At 34.3% G+C, this 16,238-nt stretch carries 16 protein-coding genes and 1 pseudogene; 7 read left to right on the top strand and 10 right to left on the bottom strand.

Features of this window, described 5'->3' with window-relative positions; translation table 11 throughout:
• The first annotated feature begins 779 nt into the window (after positions 1-779).
• Positions 780-1,046 (top strand): hypothetical protein, encoded by a 267-nt coding sequence (locus C6H66_RS27440; protein WP_181150194.1) that lies wholly within the window; start codon positions 780-782, stop codon positions 1,044-1,046.
• Positions 1,047-2,354: 1,308 nt separating this feature from the next.
• On the opposite strand, the gene C6H66_RS11895 is transcribed toward C6H66_RS27440, so the two are convergent.
• From C6H66_RS11895 to C6H66_RS11875, 4 genes are all read right to left on the bottom strand, one after another.
• Positions 2,355-3,023, bottom strand: a complete 669-nt coding sequence (locus C6H66_RS11895) for a helix-turn-helix transcriptional regulator (protein WP_105395699.1) — start codon at positions 3,021-3,023, stop codon at positions 2,355-2,357.
• 836 nt (positions 3,024-3,859) lie between these two features.
• Positions 3,860-4,534, bottom strand: a complete 675-nt coding sequence (locus C6H66_RS11890) for a LuxR C-terminal-related transcriptional regulator (RefSeq protein WP_040152597.1) — start codon at positions 4,532-4,534, stop codon at positions 3,860-3,862.
• 1,346 nt (positions 4,535-5,880) lie between these two features.
• A complete protein-coding gene (locus tag C6H66_RS11880; RefSeq protein ID WP_181150193.1) occupies positions 5,881-6,696 on the bottom strand; it encodes a lipopolysaccharide core biosynthesis protein RfaZ in 816 nt (271 codons plus the stop codon).
• Between the two features lie 131 nt (positions 6,697-6,827).
• Positions 6,828-7,400 carry a serine acetyltransferase gene (locus C6H66_RS11875; RefSeq protein WP_105395696.1) on the bottom strand — a complete coding sequence of 191 codons (573 nt, stop codon included), beginning with the start codon at positions 7,398-7,400 and terminating at the stop codon, positions 6,828-6,830.
• 814 nt (positions 7,401-8,214) lie between these two features.
• Between C6H66_RS11875 and C6H66_RS11870 the strand changes: the two genes are divergently transcribed.
• Positions 8,215-9,132, top strand: a complete 918-nt coding sequence (locus C6H66_RS11870; RefSeq protein WP_105395695.1) for a phage tail protein — start codon at positions 8,215-8,217, stop codon at positions 9,130-9,132.
• 583 nt (positions 9,133-9,715) lie between these two features.
• Here the strand turns inward: C6H66_RS11870 and C6H66_RS11865 are convergent.
• On the bottom strand, positions 9,716-10,867 hold the full coding sequence (locus tag C6H66_RS11865) for a type I restriction endonuclease (protein ID WP_105395694.1): 1,152 nt from the start codon (positions 10,865-10,867) through the stop codon (positions 9,716-9,718).
• A 9-nt stretch (positions 10,868-10,876) separates the two neighbouring features.
• Positions 10,877-11,578, bottom strand: coding sequence for an XRE family transcriptional regulator (locus C6H66_RS11860; RefSeq protein WP_046395052.1), 702 nt, complete (start codon positions 11,576-11,578; stop codon positions 10,877-10,879).
• Positions 11,579-11,682: 104 nt separating this feature from the next.
• Between C6H66_RS11860 and C6H66_RS27635 the strand changes: the two genes are divergently transcribed.
• Positions 11,683-11,811, top strand: a complete 129-nt coding sequence (locus C6H66_RS27635) for a YdaS family helix-turn-helix protein (RefSeq protein WP_422615603.1) — start codon at positions 11,683-11,685, stop codon at positions 11,809-11,811.
• 77 nt (positions 11,812-11,888) lie between these two features.
• Here C6H66_RS27635 and C6H66_RS27630 read toward each other — a convergent pair whose 3' ends face one another.
• Positions 11,889-12,134: a DUF2569 family protein gene (locus C6H66_RS27630; RefSeq protein WP_105395779.1), complete on the bottom strand. Its 246-nt coding sequence runs from the start codon at positions 12,132-12,134 to the stop codon at positions 11,889-11,891.
• Here C6H66_RS27630 and C6H66_RS25945 point away from each other — a divergent pair.
• The 4 genes and pseudogenes from C6H66_RS25945 (at position 12,054) to C6H66_RS25645 (ending at position 14,353) form a co-directional block, all read left to right on the top strand.
• On the top strand, positions 12,054-12,233 hold the full coding sequence (locus tag C6H66_RS25945) for a hypothetical protein (protein ID WP_105395693.1): 180 nt from the start codon (positions 12,054-12,056) through the stop codon (positions 12,231-12,233). The genes C6H66_RS27630 and C6H66_RS25945 overlap by 81 nt on opposite strands.
• Before the next feature lie 229 nt (positions 12,234-12,462).
• Positions 12,463-13,093: pseudogene (locus tag C6H66_RS11845) on the top strand (tail fiber protein); the annotation flags it as partial.
• Positions 13,094-13,317: 224 nt separating this feature from the next.
• On the top strand, positions 13,318-13,947 hold the full coding sequence (locus tag C6H66_RS11840) for a tail fiber assembly protein (protein ID WP_105395778.1): 630 nt from the start codon (positions 13,318-13,320) through the stop codon (positions 13,945-13,947).
• A gap of 112 nt (positions 13,948-14,059) precedes the next feature.
• A complete protein-coding gene (locus tag C6H66_RS25645; protein WP_146111047.1) occupies positions 14,060-14,353 on the top strand; it encodes a hypothetical protein in 294 nt (97 codons plus the stop codon).
• Between the two features lie 166 nt (positions 14,354-14,519).
• Here C6H66_RS25645 and C6H66_RS11835 read toward each other — a convergent pair whose 3' ends face one another.
• The 3 genes from C6H66_RS11835 to C6H66_RS26370 form a co-directional block, all read right to left on the bottom strand.
• Positions 14,520-15,536, bottom strand: coding sequence for a tyrosine-type recombinase/integrase (locus C6H66_RS11835; protein WP_046396694.1), 1,017 nt, complete (start codon positions 15,534-15,536; stop codon positions 14,520-14,522).
• Positions 15,536-15,760, bottom strand: a complete 225-nt coding sequence (locus tag C6H66_RS11830) for a DUF4224 domain-containing protein (protein WP_046396693.1) — start codon at positions 15,758-15,760, stop codon at positions 15,536-15,538. The genes C6H66_RS11835 and C6H66_RS11830 overlap by 1 nt, the downstream gene beginning before the upstream one ends.
• Positions 15,761-16,039: 279 nt before the next feature.
• A partial coding sequence (locus C6H66_RS26370) for a hypothetical protein (RefSeq protein ID WP_219847616.1) occupies positions 16,040-16,238 on the bottom strand: 199 nt, incomplete at its 5' end.

Raw genomic sequence — 16,238 nt, 5'->3', positions numbered from 1 at the left:
CTTTTAACATTAATGAATATAACGTAAAGTACTATTTTGTATGGAAACATTTTAATTTGATTACTAAACAGTAAAATTAATGAATGGGATTTTTAAGTCATAATTAATTAAGTGATGTAGGTCAAAAACTTTCTGTCATTAACCGAAGTATGAAAGAGTGGTTGTTATAACGATGATCGGTAATAGAATGAAATAGAAGGTGTTATCTTTGGAGCAGAATAAAGGCGAAAAAATGGCATTTAATCGGAATAATATTCGATCAATTAAAGAATGCTTTTTAAACGGCATATATTGGTCATTTTAATCTGGTAAAATATATTGTGGAATTGTCAGAATAATCAACTATATGGAGTTTTCTGCCTAAAAACCGCGTCTGAATTTTTCTGCTGTTGACAATAGTTATTCTTAAATAAAATTAAGGTTAGGTAAATTCTATGAAATTAAATTTTTGAAGAATAATTAAATAAAAAACTTACTTAAAATGGTATAGCTCGAGATATAAAGTTGCATTTCAAGTTCCACTTAGATGTTTGTCACAATCAGATTCTTACCCTATTTCTTGTGGTTTTTATCAATGATTTTCTGCTTTGACGATACTGGTGGGGTAACGTCGGAGACAAAATATTGACTTGATTTTCATCAATTTCAGAATATTTATATATTTTTTAACAAAAATTTTTTGTATTATTAATCATAAATTAATTCTTAAGTAGTAATAATATTGTGAAAATTTCGATTAGACCCACGTTTTATGTGATTAGTAAATAAGGAATGAATAGATGGCAATAGAGTATTATCTACTCGTTGGTGACAAAACCACCTGTGGTAAGCGTTCCGGCACGTATATTATTGCCGGTGGCATATCATATTTCGCGTTAATAACGGCGCCAAAGAGCGAACAGCCTCCGCGGGGTAACAAACACCTGCCCGAACCGGATAAACCGCAGGATAAAAAATTACCGTGGTATAAACGGTGTTTAACGGTGGCAAAAATAAGGCCGAAGCCGTTGTTACCGCCGTGGCTGCAACTACCCGCAGTGTGGTGAGGCATTGCTGATGCGTTATCAGTGCTGGTCGCAGGATGGAGGTACTGAATTCGTTGACAGTCGGATTAATGGAACTGTTTTATTTATCAGGATTGAATGAGGGCGAAGAGGATTACTTAAATCGATATCATCTTAGTGAAATTGTCGAACGGTTCGATAAGGCACCGACTCGTGTTCATTTTTACTGGATCAGAAGATGAAAAAATCGGCAGGATGACGGCTCTGGGCTATCATGTCAGCCGAGAAAGTGGTTTGGATAAAGTAGGTAGTGATGCTCCCTATTCCTAATATGCTGCCGGTATATGTGTATTTGGGTGAACCACCGGTGAAATTGTTTGAAGTGGATTTAAGTTTATCTTTATAAAGCCCTTTGTAGTCAAAATAATTTGGAATATTTTGAACATGTTTACATACTTGATTAATATAAATAAAAAATTTATATCTTTCCTTTATTCACCACGGCTCATTATTTTGCTCTAACGTATTAATTATTTGAGGTGAAACAATTATTTTTCTACTTATAATATCACTCCTCTTCTTTTGGACATAAAATTTAATTTTTAAGATTTGAATTTATAATCCATTTAACTCACTAATGAAAATAGTGACAAATATTGCTGAGATATAAATTTAAATTCAGTAAGTTGATTGAATATAGTTATCCAGGTAAGTTCATGCAATAGAGGGTGATAACTTGCTCGTCAAAAAATACATGCTTATTAATTAGATGTGTAACTGTTTTATAAAGAGGATTTAAGAATGAATAAATATAATATAGAAGACTATTTTATATAAAATTATTTATCTTGCTAAGTAAATACACTCAACGGTAATATTTTATTCTATTGTATACGAAATTATAGCTATTAATAATGAAAATTAGTATTAACATGTAATAAATAAATTATTTGTCCGCAAGGAAGCTGGTAATAAAATCCATATTAGCTTGATTGTGAGCGATTTCTTTGGCGTAAGAAATGATTAACTAATGTAGATAATTATTTTTCTGTATACTCAATAATATTAAAGTTTTTAGGTAATTTATTGTCTCTAGTAGGTTCAGCATTTGTATAAATAAAATAGAATTCTTTCTCTTTTATAAACCATCATTATGAATGTCTATCCTATGTATTTGTTCACTGAATGGTAATAAGGAAAAGGGAGCCCTGTTGGGTTCATATATAACTTTTAAAAATTATTGAGTATAACTATCATATTTTTAAATAAAAATATCCCAACAGAGCTGGCTATTTTCTCCATTAATAATGGATAAGAACAGCATGTAAAAAACGGGAATAAATACGTAATCTAAGACAATAAAAATTTTTCCGGTATATAGTGATTAAAATCATTGGTTCGGAAATACTCTTCTAGTTGTTGGCTAGAATTAATACCTATCTTACGGTATATCCGAGTCATATAAGATTCAACAGTGCGATAAGCTAGGTTTAGTATTTGTCCAATCTGTTTTCTGGTATTTTTCTGTAAAAAGAGGAAAATGATATCCCATTCACGTTGAGTAAAAAGATCGGTTGGTGGCTGGAGCATAATTGAAGCGGGTAGTTTATCATGGTATTGATGTAAATAGGCTAATGAATAATTTTGCGCTTCCCAGCCATGAAATATGACTCCAATGCAATCTCCATCTTTATGGTAAAAAGGTAATTTTTCGAAAAAATAAGATGATGAAATTTGCTCTCTGCCAAATACATGGGTTTCGATTGAACATATCCTCTGTTGTTTTTCCATTACTTTTTTGTCATGATTAATAAATTCTTCCGCAAATTTAGCACTATCCCAAGGAAGTTCATTTTCATAAAACCCCTCAAATTCAAATGAATTTGAAAAATTTTGGAGAGATTTTAATGCCATATTGCCGTAGATAAAGCATGAATTTTTATCTTTGATTCCCCAAGGATCATTGCTTGAGGTCAGTGTGTTAATAATTTGAGATGATATAGTTATGTGATTACTCATCTTATTATTCCTTTTTACCTGATTTGTGTTTAATCTGTGATATGTTTGAATCATACTGTCAGTTTAATACTTTATTACCCGCAATGACAGACTTTTCCAGAAAATAATTATCATGGATATTTCCATTACGAGAATAGTTTAATTGTATATGTCATTGTAGATGTTATTTGGGGTGAATCTTCTTAATATAATTAACGGCATTTTCTACAATAGATGGGGGTAATCTATCAGTTGAAAATCTCAAAATATCGTTATTTTTAGAAAAATGTCGATATTGGTAGAGAATCGGGAGGGGGGGATAATCACTTTTCCCGGGAGATTATTACTTTCTTGTACAGGTAAATTAGTTCAACAACGGTATTGTTTTGATTGTATTTTTTAGTTGGTATAATACCATTTAAATAGCGTTTCATAATTCTGCTACACATAGCCTTATCCAACCCGTTGTTATACATGGAATTATGAGTGGTATAAGGTGTAGCGCTATTTTAGAATCTTATTTAACTATTCAAGTAATTATTTAAATGATTTACTTATGGTGTTTAAAATAACAGTATTTTATTATAGAGAGAAAAGGCCGATTATTTCTGTTAATGAAATTTATTTTCATTTAACAGGTAATCTTTAAATGTGATGGAATATAACAGAAAATGATTATTTATCTTAGAAATAAAATAAGCGTTAAGTGTTTGTGTAACTAATGTTTTTATATATGAAAATGCTGCCAGTATAATTTGAAATAATATCATTATCCATTGATGATGGGATTACATCATACTGGCAGAGATAAACTATGTAATCATATTTTTTGTGACTAAAAATAGGAAATAGTGTTATTAAGATAGTAAAAACCTTTCCGGTACATAGCGTTTAAAATTATTGATGAGACAATATTCTTCCAGTTGCTGACTGGAGTTGACACCTATCTTGTAATATATATTGGTCATATGGGATTCAACTGTACGATAAGCAATATTTAATATTTTTCCAATCTGTTTCCTGGTGTATTTTTGCAAAAAGAAGAAAATAATATCCCATTCACGTTGGGTAAAAGTATCTGTTGGTGGTTGGAATATAATAGATGTGGGTAGATCATTATAATATTGATATAGATTAATTAATGAAAAATCTTTGGCTTTCCATCCATGAAAAAATATGCCTATGCATTCCTTTGCATCGTTATACAGTGGTAATTTCTCTTGGAAGTAAGACGATAGGATTTTTTCTTTTCCATATGTATAGGTTTCGAGTGAACAAACTCTTTCTCCTTTTGTCATTACAATTTTATCATGATCAATAAATTCTTTTGCAAACTCCGATCCACTCCAGGGAAGTTCGTCATCAAAAAATCCTTCATAATTAAATGACATTGGAATGTTTTGAACAGATTTTAAGGCCAGGTTACCATAAATAAAGCGTGAATTTTTATCTTTGATTCCCCACGGTTCATTGCTTGCTTCCATTGTGTTTATTATTTGTGGTGAAACATATGTTCCATTAATTTCTTTCATGATTAATGCCTGTATAGCTGATGATAGGTTTATAATACTTTGCGACCCTAAGTGATCAATATTGATAAGGTGTAGAAGAGGGTGGTTATTTCTCTTGCGGTAGCTTCCGAATGAGTGAGTTTTTAGTAAGATGACTTGGCATCGTTTCAAAGTATGTTTTATCTTGGTGGAGGTATTGTTATTCATATTCTAATATTATCAAATATAATTTATGTTTTTAAATGACTCTATTTTTATTCTTAATTTAACTTAAGGTTAAAGTGATACTGCTCAGTTTACTTTTTATATTTCGCATAGTAAATCCTTGCTGATTACTTAAGAGATTATCTAAATAATTTGAGTAATAATTTCACTTAAAATAGATTTATTCTATGGCATAGAGAAACAATTTGTTTTTAAAGAAAAAATATACTAATAATTAAATTATTTATTCTTTAACCGAAAAATTTTAAATAAATGAAAATATATTTTTAAATATTATTTTTTAGAGAAATTATTTAATCATGATATTTTTTCTGAATGGTCAATGATAGTCGGTAATACTTATTTTTTCGATAACAGTTATTGGTGAACGGTTATCAATGTTTTATGGGGATTTTCCCTGGCAGGAAAATATCTCATGTCATCATATATAACGATGGATTTGATATTGAAAAGTCAGGCCGATATGAAGGATATATTATTACAGAGGAGCATCTGTATAAGGTAAAATTCAGATCTTACAGCCGTTATTACCTTGTATCACCGGATGGGAAGAAATCGATTCCGCTGAGTGATGAATGGGATAAGATGGAAGATTTCTTGAAACGTAGTCGCTAGCTAAGAAAATTGTGTCAATGGTAACTTAAAAACTTGCGCATTCCCGAACCTAATTTTTAACCCTTTTTTAGCAGTCAATCGTAACTTATTGATTCTGAATTAAATGTTATCTCTTTTGTAAAAAAGGGTCTTTTGGGCTTTTTATAAATATATTCTTTGATAGTCAGTGGGTTGGAGTTAATATGTAACAGTGAACTGCCGTACAGGCAGCTTAGAAAATAACAATCCTCCCGCCATATAAAGGCTGGTTGTGAACTGCCGTACAGGCAGCTTAGAAACTTCACTACCGCCGTATTTATGAAATTCCGACGTGAACTGCCGTACAGGCAGTTTAAATTCTTGAAGTTCTAGGTGTAGTTTAGAGTTATAAAAGCAAGGAATTTCTATCGAGTGATAAGACTGGAAATATTGGCCTCATATTGAGGTTGATAAATACTCTACCTCAAGGATGAGGTAGAGTATAAATGGGTTTGAGTTTTAATTGAGGTTTTTCTCGTTTTACATGAAGCTACGCAAGCTTTATCAGATTAAATTTCCCTATAATCCAACTTTTCGAATGAATTTATAGCGCTATTTTTCGATAGATTATAAATTTTAACTCCTTTGCTTATTGCTATTTCATGAGCTAGGTTGAAACAAGGAATGATGAAATCGTGTAAGTTATTATTTAATTTGGTATCGAGTTTGTCATTTTGAGTTTCATAAAATCTTGGTTTTGAAAAATTGTTCATATCTAAACCTGCGAAATATATTTTTTTATAGCCTAAAAACAATGCTATTTGCAGAGCGGAATATGCAACTGTTGTTCCGTTATAAAATCCAAGATTCAAGTTCAATGAGAATGCTACACCATTTTGTATTATTATTTCATCACTCTTTATCTCAGAAAGTTCTTTTTCCTCTTTATAAACTGGTTGATCAATATTCTCAATAATAATTACCTTACATTTCAATTCAAGATAACCATAATGAATTAAGATGTCGTTGAGGCAATCCATTGTTGTGAAGAGTATTAATTCATTGTTTTTTAGTATATTTAAAACAATATTCTTCCTATTTAGAATGAATGTTCTGTCAATTATAACATGATATTTGAATTTCACCTTTGGTGATAATTCATACGAACCGTTAACGCCCATAATATCAAATTTAGTATCATCAAAAAAATCTGTTTTGATGGTAGATACTGACGGTCCAGATGCAATAATGATTAATGGTTTTTCTGATTCTTTGGGGAATTCATTGATGCTTATATTTTTCTTATTGAACGAAACTGAGTTGATTTTACCATTAATGTTTCTTGAAATCTTTATGTGAGGCCAAAAGTTCATGTTGTGTTTCATTCTTTTGCTGGCTATATTTCTGTATATTGATTTTGTTATATTCTGCTTACAGAGCAAGCCCAATTTTAAGAGATATTTGTATTTAAAAAACATATTGTAATTCCATCTTTATTTTAAGGTGTAACATTTGGTTAATTGTTTTTTACTTTTTTTATCTTTATCTCATTTCGAGATTTAGGAGTATATACAATGCAATTAGCAGGGATATCTTTATTAATAAATGACATTGCACCGATGTAGACATTATCCCCAATTGTTATATTGTCACTTATAATACAACAATTTGCACCTATTTTTACATTATTGCCTATCCTTATTGTTCCATCAACATCTTCATTAAGAACGCCAATGGTTGTATTTTGTAAGATATGAAAATTATCACCGATAATGCATGTGCGAGAAATAACAATGCCAACATAATGAGATATACGAAAATTTTTCCCTATATAGGACCCTAATCCTAAATCACATCCATATTTATTCCTTAGATTTCTATTTATATGAATAGAGATTTTCTTGGCTTTATTTGTTCTGTATAAATAATTAGCAATTCTCCACCAGAAATAGAACCTGCGATCTGGACATTTAAGGGCTCGATGGACTGCTTTGAGCCATGAGAATGATGTTCGTGAACAGATAACTTCACTGAGTAAACATGCCTTTAAATGGTTTAGCTCTTCTTTTTGTGGTGATATTTTGTTCATTTTTCCGTTAATACTTTGTATTGATTAGTTGTGTCATTTTTCAGATATGGATTATATTAAAAATGTCAAATTCAGCCAAATAGATTAGTTTGGCAAACGTAGAATATGTGGATTGGTGCTGACAAAATACAGACCAGCCATCATACAATTTCTATGTTTCATACTATCTCTGACAGATTTTTAGCTTGAAGTGAGTTCCAAAAAAGTCACTGTCAAGTGCAAACAGCGTAAATCCAGTCAAACCATCTTGCAGAAAAAACGGGGGTGTTACTGGGTTGGCAGTGAGACGTATATGTATATCCGGGGAATTGTAGATTTTTTTGATCGCCATACGGGTTACAAATTATTTTAGTGGAATCCACCGCTATCTGATATTGGTCTTTCCGTTGTGATGCCTATAAGTTAACGGCACTAAGTGGCAGGAATTATTCACTGTTGGAAAGATAATAAGTTTGGTATCGTTTCTACTCAAACCATATTAATTAAAATTGGGAATATTTTTAAATTATCAGCAGTTAAAAGCATCAATAGTGATGTTGAAATTAGTATTAATAGATAAACTTCTTGATGCGGTTTTTAATGCTGAATATTGCTGTTTGGATGTTCGTGTTCAGATACCCAAATATTCAGTATGGGACATTGAGTTGCTTATTGTAGTCAATTATACAAAAATAGTTAACCTTATAAGTAATAAGAACAGTGCATTACTTTTTTTCTGAACTAGACTTTAATTGGTGTGAGTTGTAATGGGGTGTTTTTATAATAATTTAATGTGTTGATTGTGAAATAACATTATTTAATTTAAGGAAGGTGTATGAGTCACAAGAATGATTTTAAGGCTTTTTCTATTAGTGATAATGCGAATGTAGTCAGTCAAGATAAATATGAGATAAATCAGAGTTTGCAGACTGGATTTTCACCAGATAATGTTCCCACTCACTTGTTAAATAAGGTATTACGTCAGGCATCAACGGTATCATCTGTCGTGGCTGATTTTATTGCAGCAGGATCTGGCAATGATGTTCTGGATGATGGAAATATAGCCAAACTCACCGTTCAATTAAATAAAGCGTTAGAACAGAAAATTACAGCGGACATTCCCAGCGCCTCATTAACTCAAAAAGGTATTGTCCAGCTTACAAATGTGGTTGGAAATAGCGATACATTGGCGGTTACACAAAAGCTTGTTCAGGAAGTAATAAATTCATTACATAAATATACCCGTGAAGAGATAGATAACCGGATTAAAACAGCCAATGAAATTCCTGTCGGTTCTCCTATTCCGTGGCCGTTACCTCACCCACCATTCGGTTATTTCACTTGTAATGGTTCAGCATTTAATAGATTACAGTATCCGAAGTTAGCGGAAGCTTATCCTGATGGTAGATTACCTGATTTACGCGGTGAATTTATCCGTGGATGGGATGACGGTCGAGGTATTGATAGTGGCCGTGGAGTTTTAACTCACCAGGGGGATGCTATCAGAAATATTGAGGGTTCATTTCCTGGAGCGATAGTAGCTCATTTTGAGCTGGCAGCAAAAGGGGCTTTTTATGGTAATGCAACTTTTGGTGTAGCTACAGATGGAAAGCCTAAATCGGTAGGTCATTTTACCCCGGATGTTGTATACACTGAATACGGTTTTGGGTTCGATGCGTCAAGGGTTGTTCCAGTAGCCTCAGAGAACCGCCCCCGCAATATAGCATTTAATTACATAGTGAGAGCAGCATAATGGTTGAATAAAAATACTCTTTTATAGCTAGAATATAGAAGAGAGGCTGTTCTACTTGAATGAAAGAAATTTTGACCCTTTTTTAACGGAAAGTTTTAATTTATTGATTTTTTAAGTAAATATTATTTACCCCGTAAAAAAGGGTTTTTTATTTTTTATAATGATTATTCTTTAACATTCAGTAGATTGGGGTTAATATGCAACAGTGTACTGCCGCACAGGCAGCTTAGAAATACGACCGCATCAATAATCATCCCATCGCTATGTGTACTGCCGCACAGGCAGCTTAGAAATTGACAAGCTGCAATGTCTCTCTCCAATCAGCGTGTACTGCCGCACAGGCAGCTTAGAAAGACAACGCTACGTTGTTTTCCTTAGACTTGCGGATATGTTCTTCTAGACGGTAGCAAGTCATATTAAGATGATTAGGGGTATACAAGTATTGGTTTATAAAAACAAGTAATACTTGTTTTTTTAAGAAGGGTTTATTTTTATTGATTGTTAAAAATGTGACTGCTTAGACATTCTTAGGTGATAGTTAAGGATATAGGGCAGAAAAGCCACCGAGTGGTGGCTGGTATAGTTATTGTGCTTTCTTTCTAAAGTTATCGTCATTTTTAACGAACTCAAAAGCATCAAGGATAATACCTGTGATCCTCAATATATCTTCTGGAGCTTCTATAAATATTCTTGAGTTATTAGCAGATAATCCAGCCCTATTAACTTCGTTGGCTAATATATCAGTTAGCTCAATAGGTATCTGGATGTAAGGTTTATTCTTCTTGTCAAAGTATCTTATTATCCATCTGTTTGATTTTCCTTGATAAAGAATTCCAAAGTAAGATTCTGTATCCTTGTATTGCAAGTCAACAGAATCCCCGACTATTGATTTTGCTTTTTCATATAAAGCTAATTCGTTTTTGGTGGTAACAATATTAGGGTTATCTAGATCCACTATCTCATCTGGTTCTTTCGAATTTTCTTGGAGTTCTATCTCGTCTTGAACTCCATCAATCGGAACATGTGTATTTGAAAGACCGGAAACCACCATTGCGCTGACAGATTTCTCAACAGCTTGTTTTACCAACGGGGTGATTGATTCAATAAAGCGCTGATTTAGTTGGCGTTCGACATTAGATCTATTGGCAACATATCTTACAAATTCACTATCAACATCTCTCAAGCTAGTGCTGATGGTTTTAGTAAAAGCGGATAAGTAAACACTTTCCTCTGCAAGTGTCCTTAGTGCTTCCGGTTTGAATTTATCGTGTCTAAATCGATAGAGCTGGCTTACATCTGCATCGCTCACTTCATCCATGTTAATGCGTAAGAATGGGGTAGGATCCATTACGTTTTTTTGTTTTAAATCGGTAAAGAAACGCCACTCTAATCCATTTGTAATTGCCGAAATAGTCACTTCTGGAGTGGAATTAAAGTATCTGGATAACTGAGGGCAGTGGTTATCTAGCTTTTCGCTGTATCCTTTTGCCTCGATAAACATAACTGGAACACCTTGGCAAAACAAAGCATAATCAACCCGCTCGTTTGCTTTTAACCCGGGGAAATCCGCTCCGTACTCGGCTTTAACTTTTTGAGGGTCATACGGACTGAACCCAAGAATATCTAAAAAAGGCAATATTAATGCTTGCTTAGTTGTTTCTTCGGTGGTGCAGTGTTGGCCTGCGCTCTTAACGTGGTCAACATGATGTTTTATTTTTATCTTAAAATTGTCCATTCCATAACCTTAGTAATCTAAAACGGAATACCAGAACATTCTCCCGATGATGTTCACTTGATCTTCATCTGCAACTTCATCTTCGTATTCATCACGGTTATAACTTCTGATCAGTAATTTCCCTCTCGGGCGTCTGTAAAGACATTTAAGACGCTTTAACCCATCTTGTTCAATTGCATACACTTTTCCATCAATAATTTTCTTATTAGAGATATCTACTGCTATTGCTGTTCCATCTGGGATAACTGGCTCCATGCTGTCGCCCTTAGCAGGAAAACAAACAATTGTAGAGCCGTCAGTTGGTGCGCCAATTCTGCTTAATGTTGCTTTAGAAAATCTTAACTTAAAGCTGTTATAATCTGCATCAATACATCCACTATTGCCGCACGCGAATTCAATATCTTTTAAGAACGGTACTTTCACCTCATTGCTATCTAATGGCATGTTACTGTCCCATTGCGTAATAGTTGTCCACTCGCTCTCAGATGGAACTTGGTTCGAACCCTTTTTGAGTGTTTCGCCAAATAAAAGCCAGTTCACATCAGCGTCAAGGATAGATGCTAATGTTGTTAGCCTTGATTTTCTTGGCTCTGTGCTTGATTCCCACTGTTGCACAGACTGTGGAGTAACCCCAAGCATATTTGCTAGTTCAGCTTGAGTTAGTTTTTTTGCAAGCCGAGCTTGCTTGATTCTTTCGTGCATTGTTTTCATGCCTTAAATATACAAGCGAGGCTTTTATTTTTATAGCAAGTAAAACTTTATTTTTAAAGTGTTTATTGTATTTTGTTTGTTGTTAGTAAAAAAATAAAACCTTTATGAACATACTGGATATAGCAATAAAAGAAGTTGGCGGCATACCAGCGTTAGCCAAAATGCTAAGTATTAGGGATCAGGTGGTTCACCAGTGGGACAAAAAAGGGTATGTATCACCTTCAAGAAGATAATACTGCAAATAGAAGAGAGTAAATTGTAACCTCAGGGAAAATGATTCCGTGGTTGCAAGGATAGGGGAGAGAGTTGATTAGTTCACAAAAGTTCTTTTAACTCTAACTGACATCATGGAATAAAGTACCCATATAGCAGTAGTAACTATAGACCGTAGAGCGGGTAATATGTTGTCATAGATAATAGTTAGCAAGAGTAATAATGCATTAGAAGTAATTTTAAATATTATTAAGAGCTGCCAATGATCAAGCAATGCGTTATAGAATTGAGGTATTGTATTAACAGTTTTTCCGAGCAGAAATGTGGTCAGCAGAGTCAACATTGTCGTTTAGATATTCGTGTCCAAATGCCGGAAGATTCAGTTTGGAATTTAAAACAGAAGGAGTTGCAGGAAGAGATAGAAGGAATAGGAGAAAAATAGTTTCCAGATATTAAATATAAATGGTTTGGATATATTTCCGATTTTAAGATATTGAATTGCTTATTGCTGCTAATGATATAAAAACAGTCAATCTCCTAATAAATAGGAATGCTGTATTACTCCTCTTTCTGCACTAGACTTTAATTTTAATGATTTACAGGCAGATTGTTTTTACAGTAATTAAATATGTTGATTATAAAAAATATTATTTTTATTAAGGAGGAAGTACATGAGTCAGAAAAGTGATTTTAAGGCTTTTTCTGTTGGCAATAATGCTAATATAATTAGCCAAGAAAAATATGAAGAAAATCAGAATTTGCAGACTGGGTTTCCACGAGATGGTATTACCACTGATATGCTAAATAAGGCATTACGTCAGTCTTCCACGATATCCTCTGTAGTCGCTAATTTTATCGCCACACACTCTGGCAATGATGTTCTGGATGATGGAAATATAGAGAAACTCAACGCCCAATTAAATGGAGCGCTGGAACAAAAAATGGCAACAAAGGTTCCCGATGCTTCATTAACACAAAAAGGTATTGTTCAGCTTACAAATGTGATTGGCAATAGTAATACATTGGCTGTTACACAAAAGCTTGCTCAGGAAATAATAAGTTCGTTACGTGAAGAAATTAATATACCTGTGGGTTCCCCCATTCCGTGGCCGTTACCCTATCCACCTATCAACTACCTTGTTTGTAACGGTGCATTTTTTAATAAATTTCAGTACCCAAAGTTAGCAGAAGCTTATCCTGACGGTAGATTGCCTGATTTAAGGGGAGAGTTTATCCGTGGCTGGGACAGTGGTAGAAATGTAGATCCATCGCGTTCAATATTGTCGTGGCAGGAAGGGGCTTATTTGATACAGAATGCTGATCGGGCCAGTCATTTTATTATTACCCCTTCACTCAATGAGCGCAAAAAATTGCAGTGGGATATTCCCCAAAATAACAATATTTCGGTAAGAGCTGTATATTATAAAGCTCAGACAGACTGGACTGCGAATTCCGCATTTATAGGGGTATCAAGGCCCCGTAACATAGCATTTAACTACATAGTGAGAGCAGCAGCATGTAGCGTAATGACAGAACAAAAAAACTTTTTAGAGCAACATGAAGCTGCCGTATTGGGTGAAGACGGATTAGCAATTCAACCCGGCTGGATAAAAGTTTATCATACTAATCAAATAACAAGAGAATTTACTAACGCTGATATTGAATATGTTATGCTCGGCGTCAGTTTGTCAGCGCATTCTTATTTAGATGCACCAGACTTTCCAGATTCTGATGGTCTGGCTGTTTGCCGCAGTGAAGATGGTAAGCGTTGGGAAATAGTACCGGACTATCGCGGAAAAATCGCTTACGACACGTTAACACTAACTCAACAGGAAATCACTGAATTGGGTGAATTACCTGAAACTCAGACCTTTAAGCAACCTACCACCGATTTTGATAAGTGGGATGGCACACAATGGGTCACTGATAACGCAGCTCTAAAAGCAGATCAGATTGAACAAGCGGAGCGGCAGCGTATGGCTTTGTTGCGACACGCTAATGAATCCATTGCATTACTGCAAGATGCTGTTGATTTAGATATCGCTACCGAAGCAGAGAAAGCTGCTCTGTTGGAATGGAAAAAATACAGGATAATGCTCAATAGAGTAAATATTTCGCTGGTTTCCGATATTGAATGGCCAGAACAGCCGAAGTGAAAAATATAGTGAAAGGGTATCGTGAATGAATAGCTGCATCCTACTAATGATCAGAAACCGTTATGCCTTTATTGATTAGATTTGATGAATAAATGATCATAAAAAGCATGTCATGATTCGTTCAGGTGTGCTTTTTTTATGTGAAAAATATTTTTCTGATGATATTTTGAGGGGGAAGAGATTGCCTGAAATAGATAATGTATATTTATACAGCGCCGCCAAAGTGCCGCCATTTTGCCGCCACTTCATCATTTTCAGGCCATCGCACAATGCAAAAAAGCCACCTTGCGGTGGCCTTTTCTTTTCCCTAACTCACTGTTTTACAGCAAGTTTTTATTTGGTGCCCAGGGCGGGACTTGAACCCGCACAGCCTTACAGCCGAGGGATTTTAAATCAGGTGTTATAATGATATTTATCAGATAGTTACTTTCTATTTTCACTATAAAAAGAAGTTTTGTCGATTAACAAAATCAATTAGTTAAAAACCGTAAATAATTAATATAGTGAAGATAAAAGGGCTCGAAATAGAAAGGACTATAAGTCCCTTGGCATTAAATTATCACATATAACAGCTATTTTCCTTGACCACCAACAACAGGAACTATTTGCACTTTTCTGTCATATCTAGCAGTTTGAGTAATATTTTTATGCCCTGAAATTTTTTGTTTTTCTGTTAGCGGGCCCTCCAAATCAGATATCCCTTTGGCTTTCAGATCATGAAATGTAAAATTGAAATCTAATTCCGGAAATTTTTTGACAGCTTCTTCATGCGCTTTGCTCCATCTACTATTAAATCCATCCCTTGTATATCTGGAACCTTTACGTTGATGAACTACATATATACTACTGATCCCGTCAGCTAGCGGTAACGATTTACTCATTTCAATAACGTTATTTAGTCGCTCTGTCCACCCTTTAATTTGTGCAACCGCCGTTTTGCTCTGCTTAATAAATATTCCTGTATCGCTTATTTGTGCATATGTCATAGCCAGAACATCTTTTTGCCTGGCACAGCAGAGGTAAGCCAGCTCCATTGCCACTTTAACGACTGGAGGGGAAACAGAATAGAGGGCATTATATTCATCATCGGTAATATACCGATCTCGCACTTTTTCTTTAAATTGCCGCACACCCTTGCATGGATTTCCTTTAACAAATCCACGCTCATAAGCCCATCTATAAACACCGGATAAAAAGCTCTTCTCCCTGTTTGCTTGAACTTTACTCTTCAACCCGCGCTTATCCATATATTTTCTGATATGCTCTGGCTTGATATTATCTGGTAGCATCTTCCCAAAAACAGGCAGTAATTTATTGGAATACTTATGGTAATCTTTTTGAGTCTCCGCGCTTAAATCTGTAAAGTCGGGTGAGAGGAAGAAGCTCTTCACTAGCCCTGCAAGTGTTTCTTGTTCTTTCTGCTCAGATAGTAGTTTTTCATATGCTACCCAAACTTCTGCTTGAGTAGATGAAAAACTACATAAACGGATAGTTCGGCTATCTGGAGTCAGGAACTCATAAGCCGATCGCCCTCTGCGAACTCGTTGGGGCATCCAATTATCCGCGGAGTTTTTACGTTTCCTTCCCATCAATCTAAAGCTCCGAAATTGGGTTCTTGGGGAGAGGGGATATTTCTAATTCTTTGTGTTAACGGATTGTTGAAATGCTCCCATGTCGTTCTGGGTTTACCATCTCGACGGATTACAAAAAATATTCCAGCTTCTTTTAATGCTTCGCATTGTTTGGATGGGATTTTGTATCCTGTTAGTTCTGCGATATCTGTATCGCTAATAATGCCGGTTTGCGCATCCATATTGACCTCAATTATCTGATGGATTTATATTTGTTCTTTTTGCAAATTTCGAACATACTGAGAAAGCTAGGCTTTCGGCGTTGACTTTCTCATCTGATGCTCAGACATAATTAATTTGAATTTCGGTGTATATTTATCGAGTATTGCTGTGACTGCTTTATCATCGTATTTTCTGAGAGATGTCAGCTCGCTTAATCATTCCTTTGCTATTGCCCGGTGTCCGTTTTCAAGAACTTGGTCATTCATCTAGATTAAATTTCAAATCAGTTATTTTCATTTTTAATCCCATATTAAATCAGTTAACTCATTATTTAATAGTCTACATTTTTCAGCGGCATCAATGATTTTCTGCGCTCTTTCAATGTTAGCTTCTGTAATATCAAATTTAATTTCACTCCATCCATCCTGATCAGTTATGTATATTGAAAACCAATTATTTATCAGTGAATTATTACTTTTAATGGCTGATATTTTAATA

Origin of the sequence: Photorhabdus hindustanensis (assembly GCF_002968995.1) — a bacterium.
Classification (GTDB): Bacteria; Pseudomonadota; Gammaproteobacteria; order Enterobacterales; family Enterobacteriaceae; genus Photorhabdus; species Photorhabdus akhurstii.
The sequence above is the reverse complement of the archived record's forward strand: the minus strand, read 5'-3'. Positions and strand labels throughout refer to the sequence as shown.

What these genes read in the sequence shown, in the direction of transcription:
- C6H66_RS25945 (WP_105395693.1), top strand. Translation starts at nt 12,054, where the DNA reads ATGATCAAGCAATGCGTTATAGAATTGAGGTATTGTATTAACAGTTTT.
- C6H66_RS11860 (WP_046395052.1), bottom strand. Translation starts at nt 11,578, where the DNA reads ATGAAAACAATGCACGAAAGAATCAAGCAAGCTCGGCTTGCAAAAAAA.
- C6H66_RS11840 (WP_105395778.1), top strand. Translation starts at nt 13,318, where the DNA reads ATGACAGAACAAAAAAACTTTTTAGAGCAACATGAAGCTGCCGTATTG.
- C6H66_RS11865 (WP_105395694.1), bottom strand. Translation starts at nt 10,867, where the DNA reads ATGGACAATTTTAAGATAAAAATAAAACATCATGTTGACCACGTTAAG.
- C6H66_RS11870 (WP_105395695.1), top strand. Translation starts at nt 8,215, where the DNA reads ATGAGTCACAAGAATGATTTTAAGGCTTTTTCTATTAGTGATAATGCG.
- C6H66_RS27440 (WP_181150194.1), top strand. Translation starts at nt 780, where the DNA reads ATGGCAATAGAGTATTATCTACTCGTTGGTGACAAAACCACCTGTGGT.
- C6H66_RS11890 (WP_040152597.1), bottom strand. Translation starts at nt 4,534, where the DNA reads ATGAAAGAAATTAATGGAACATATGTTTCACCACAAATAATAAACACA.
- C6H66_RS11895 (WP_105395699.1), bottom strand. Translation starts at nt 3,023, where the DNA reads ATGAGTAATCACATAACTATATCATCTCAAATTATTAACACACTGACC.
- C6H66_RS25645 (WP_146111047.1), top strand. Translation starts at nt 14,060, where the DNA reads ATGATTCGTTCAGGTGTGCTTTTTTTATGTGAAAAATATTTTTCTGAT.
- C6H66_RS27635 (WP_422615603.1), top strand. Translation starts at nt 11,683, where the DNA reads ATGAACATACTGGATATAGCAATAAAAGAAGTTGGCGGCATACCAGCG.
- C6H66_RS11830 (WP_046396693.1), bottom strand. Translation starts at nt 15,760, where the DNA reads ATGGATGCGCAAACCGGCATTATTAGCGATACAGATATCGCAGAACTA.
- C6H66_RS27630 (WP_105395779.1), bottom strand. Translation starts at nt 12,134, where the DNA reads ATGTTGACTCTGCTGACCACATTTCTGCTCGGAAAAACTGTTAATACA.
- C6H66_RS11835 (WP_046396694.1), bottom strand. Translation starts at nt 15,536, where the DNA reads ATGGGAAGGAAACGTAAAAACTCCGCGGATAATTGGATGCCCCAACGA.
- C6H66_RS11875 (WP_105395696.1), bottom strand. Translation starts at nt 7,400, where the DNA reads ATGAACAAAATATCACCACAAAAAGAAGAGCTAAACCATTTAAAGGCA.
- C6H66_RS11880 (WP_181150193.1), bottom strand. Translation starts at nt 6,696, where the DNA reads ATGAAACACAACATGAACTTTTGGCCTCACATAAAGATTTCAAGAAAC.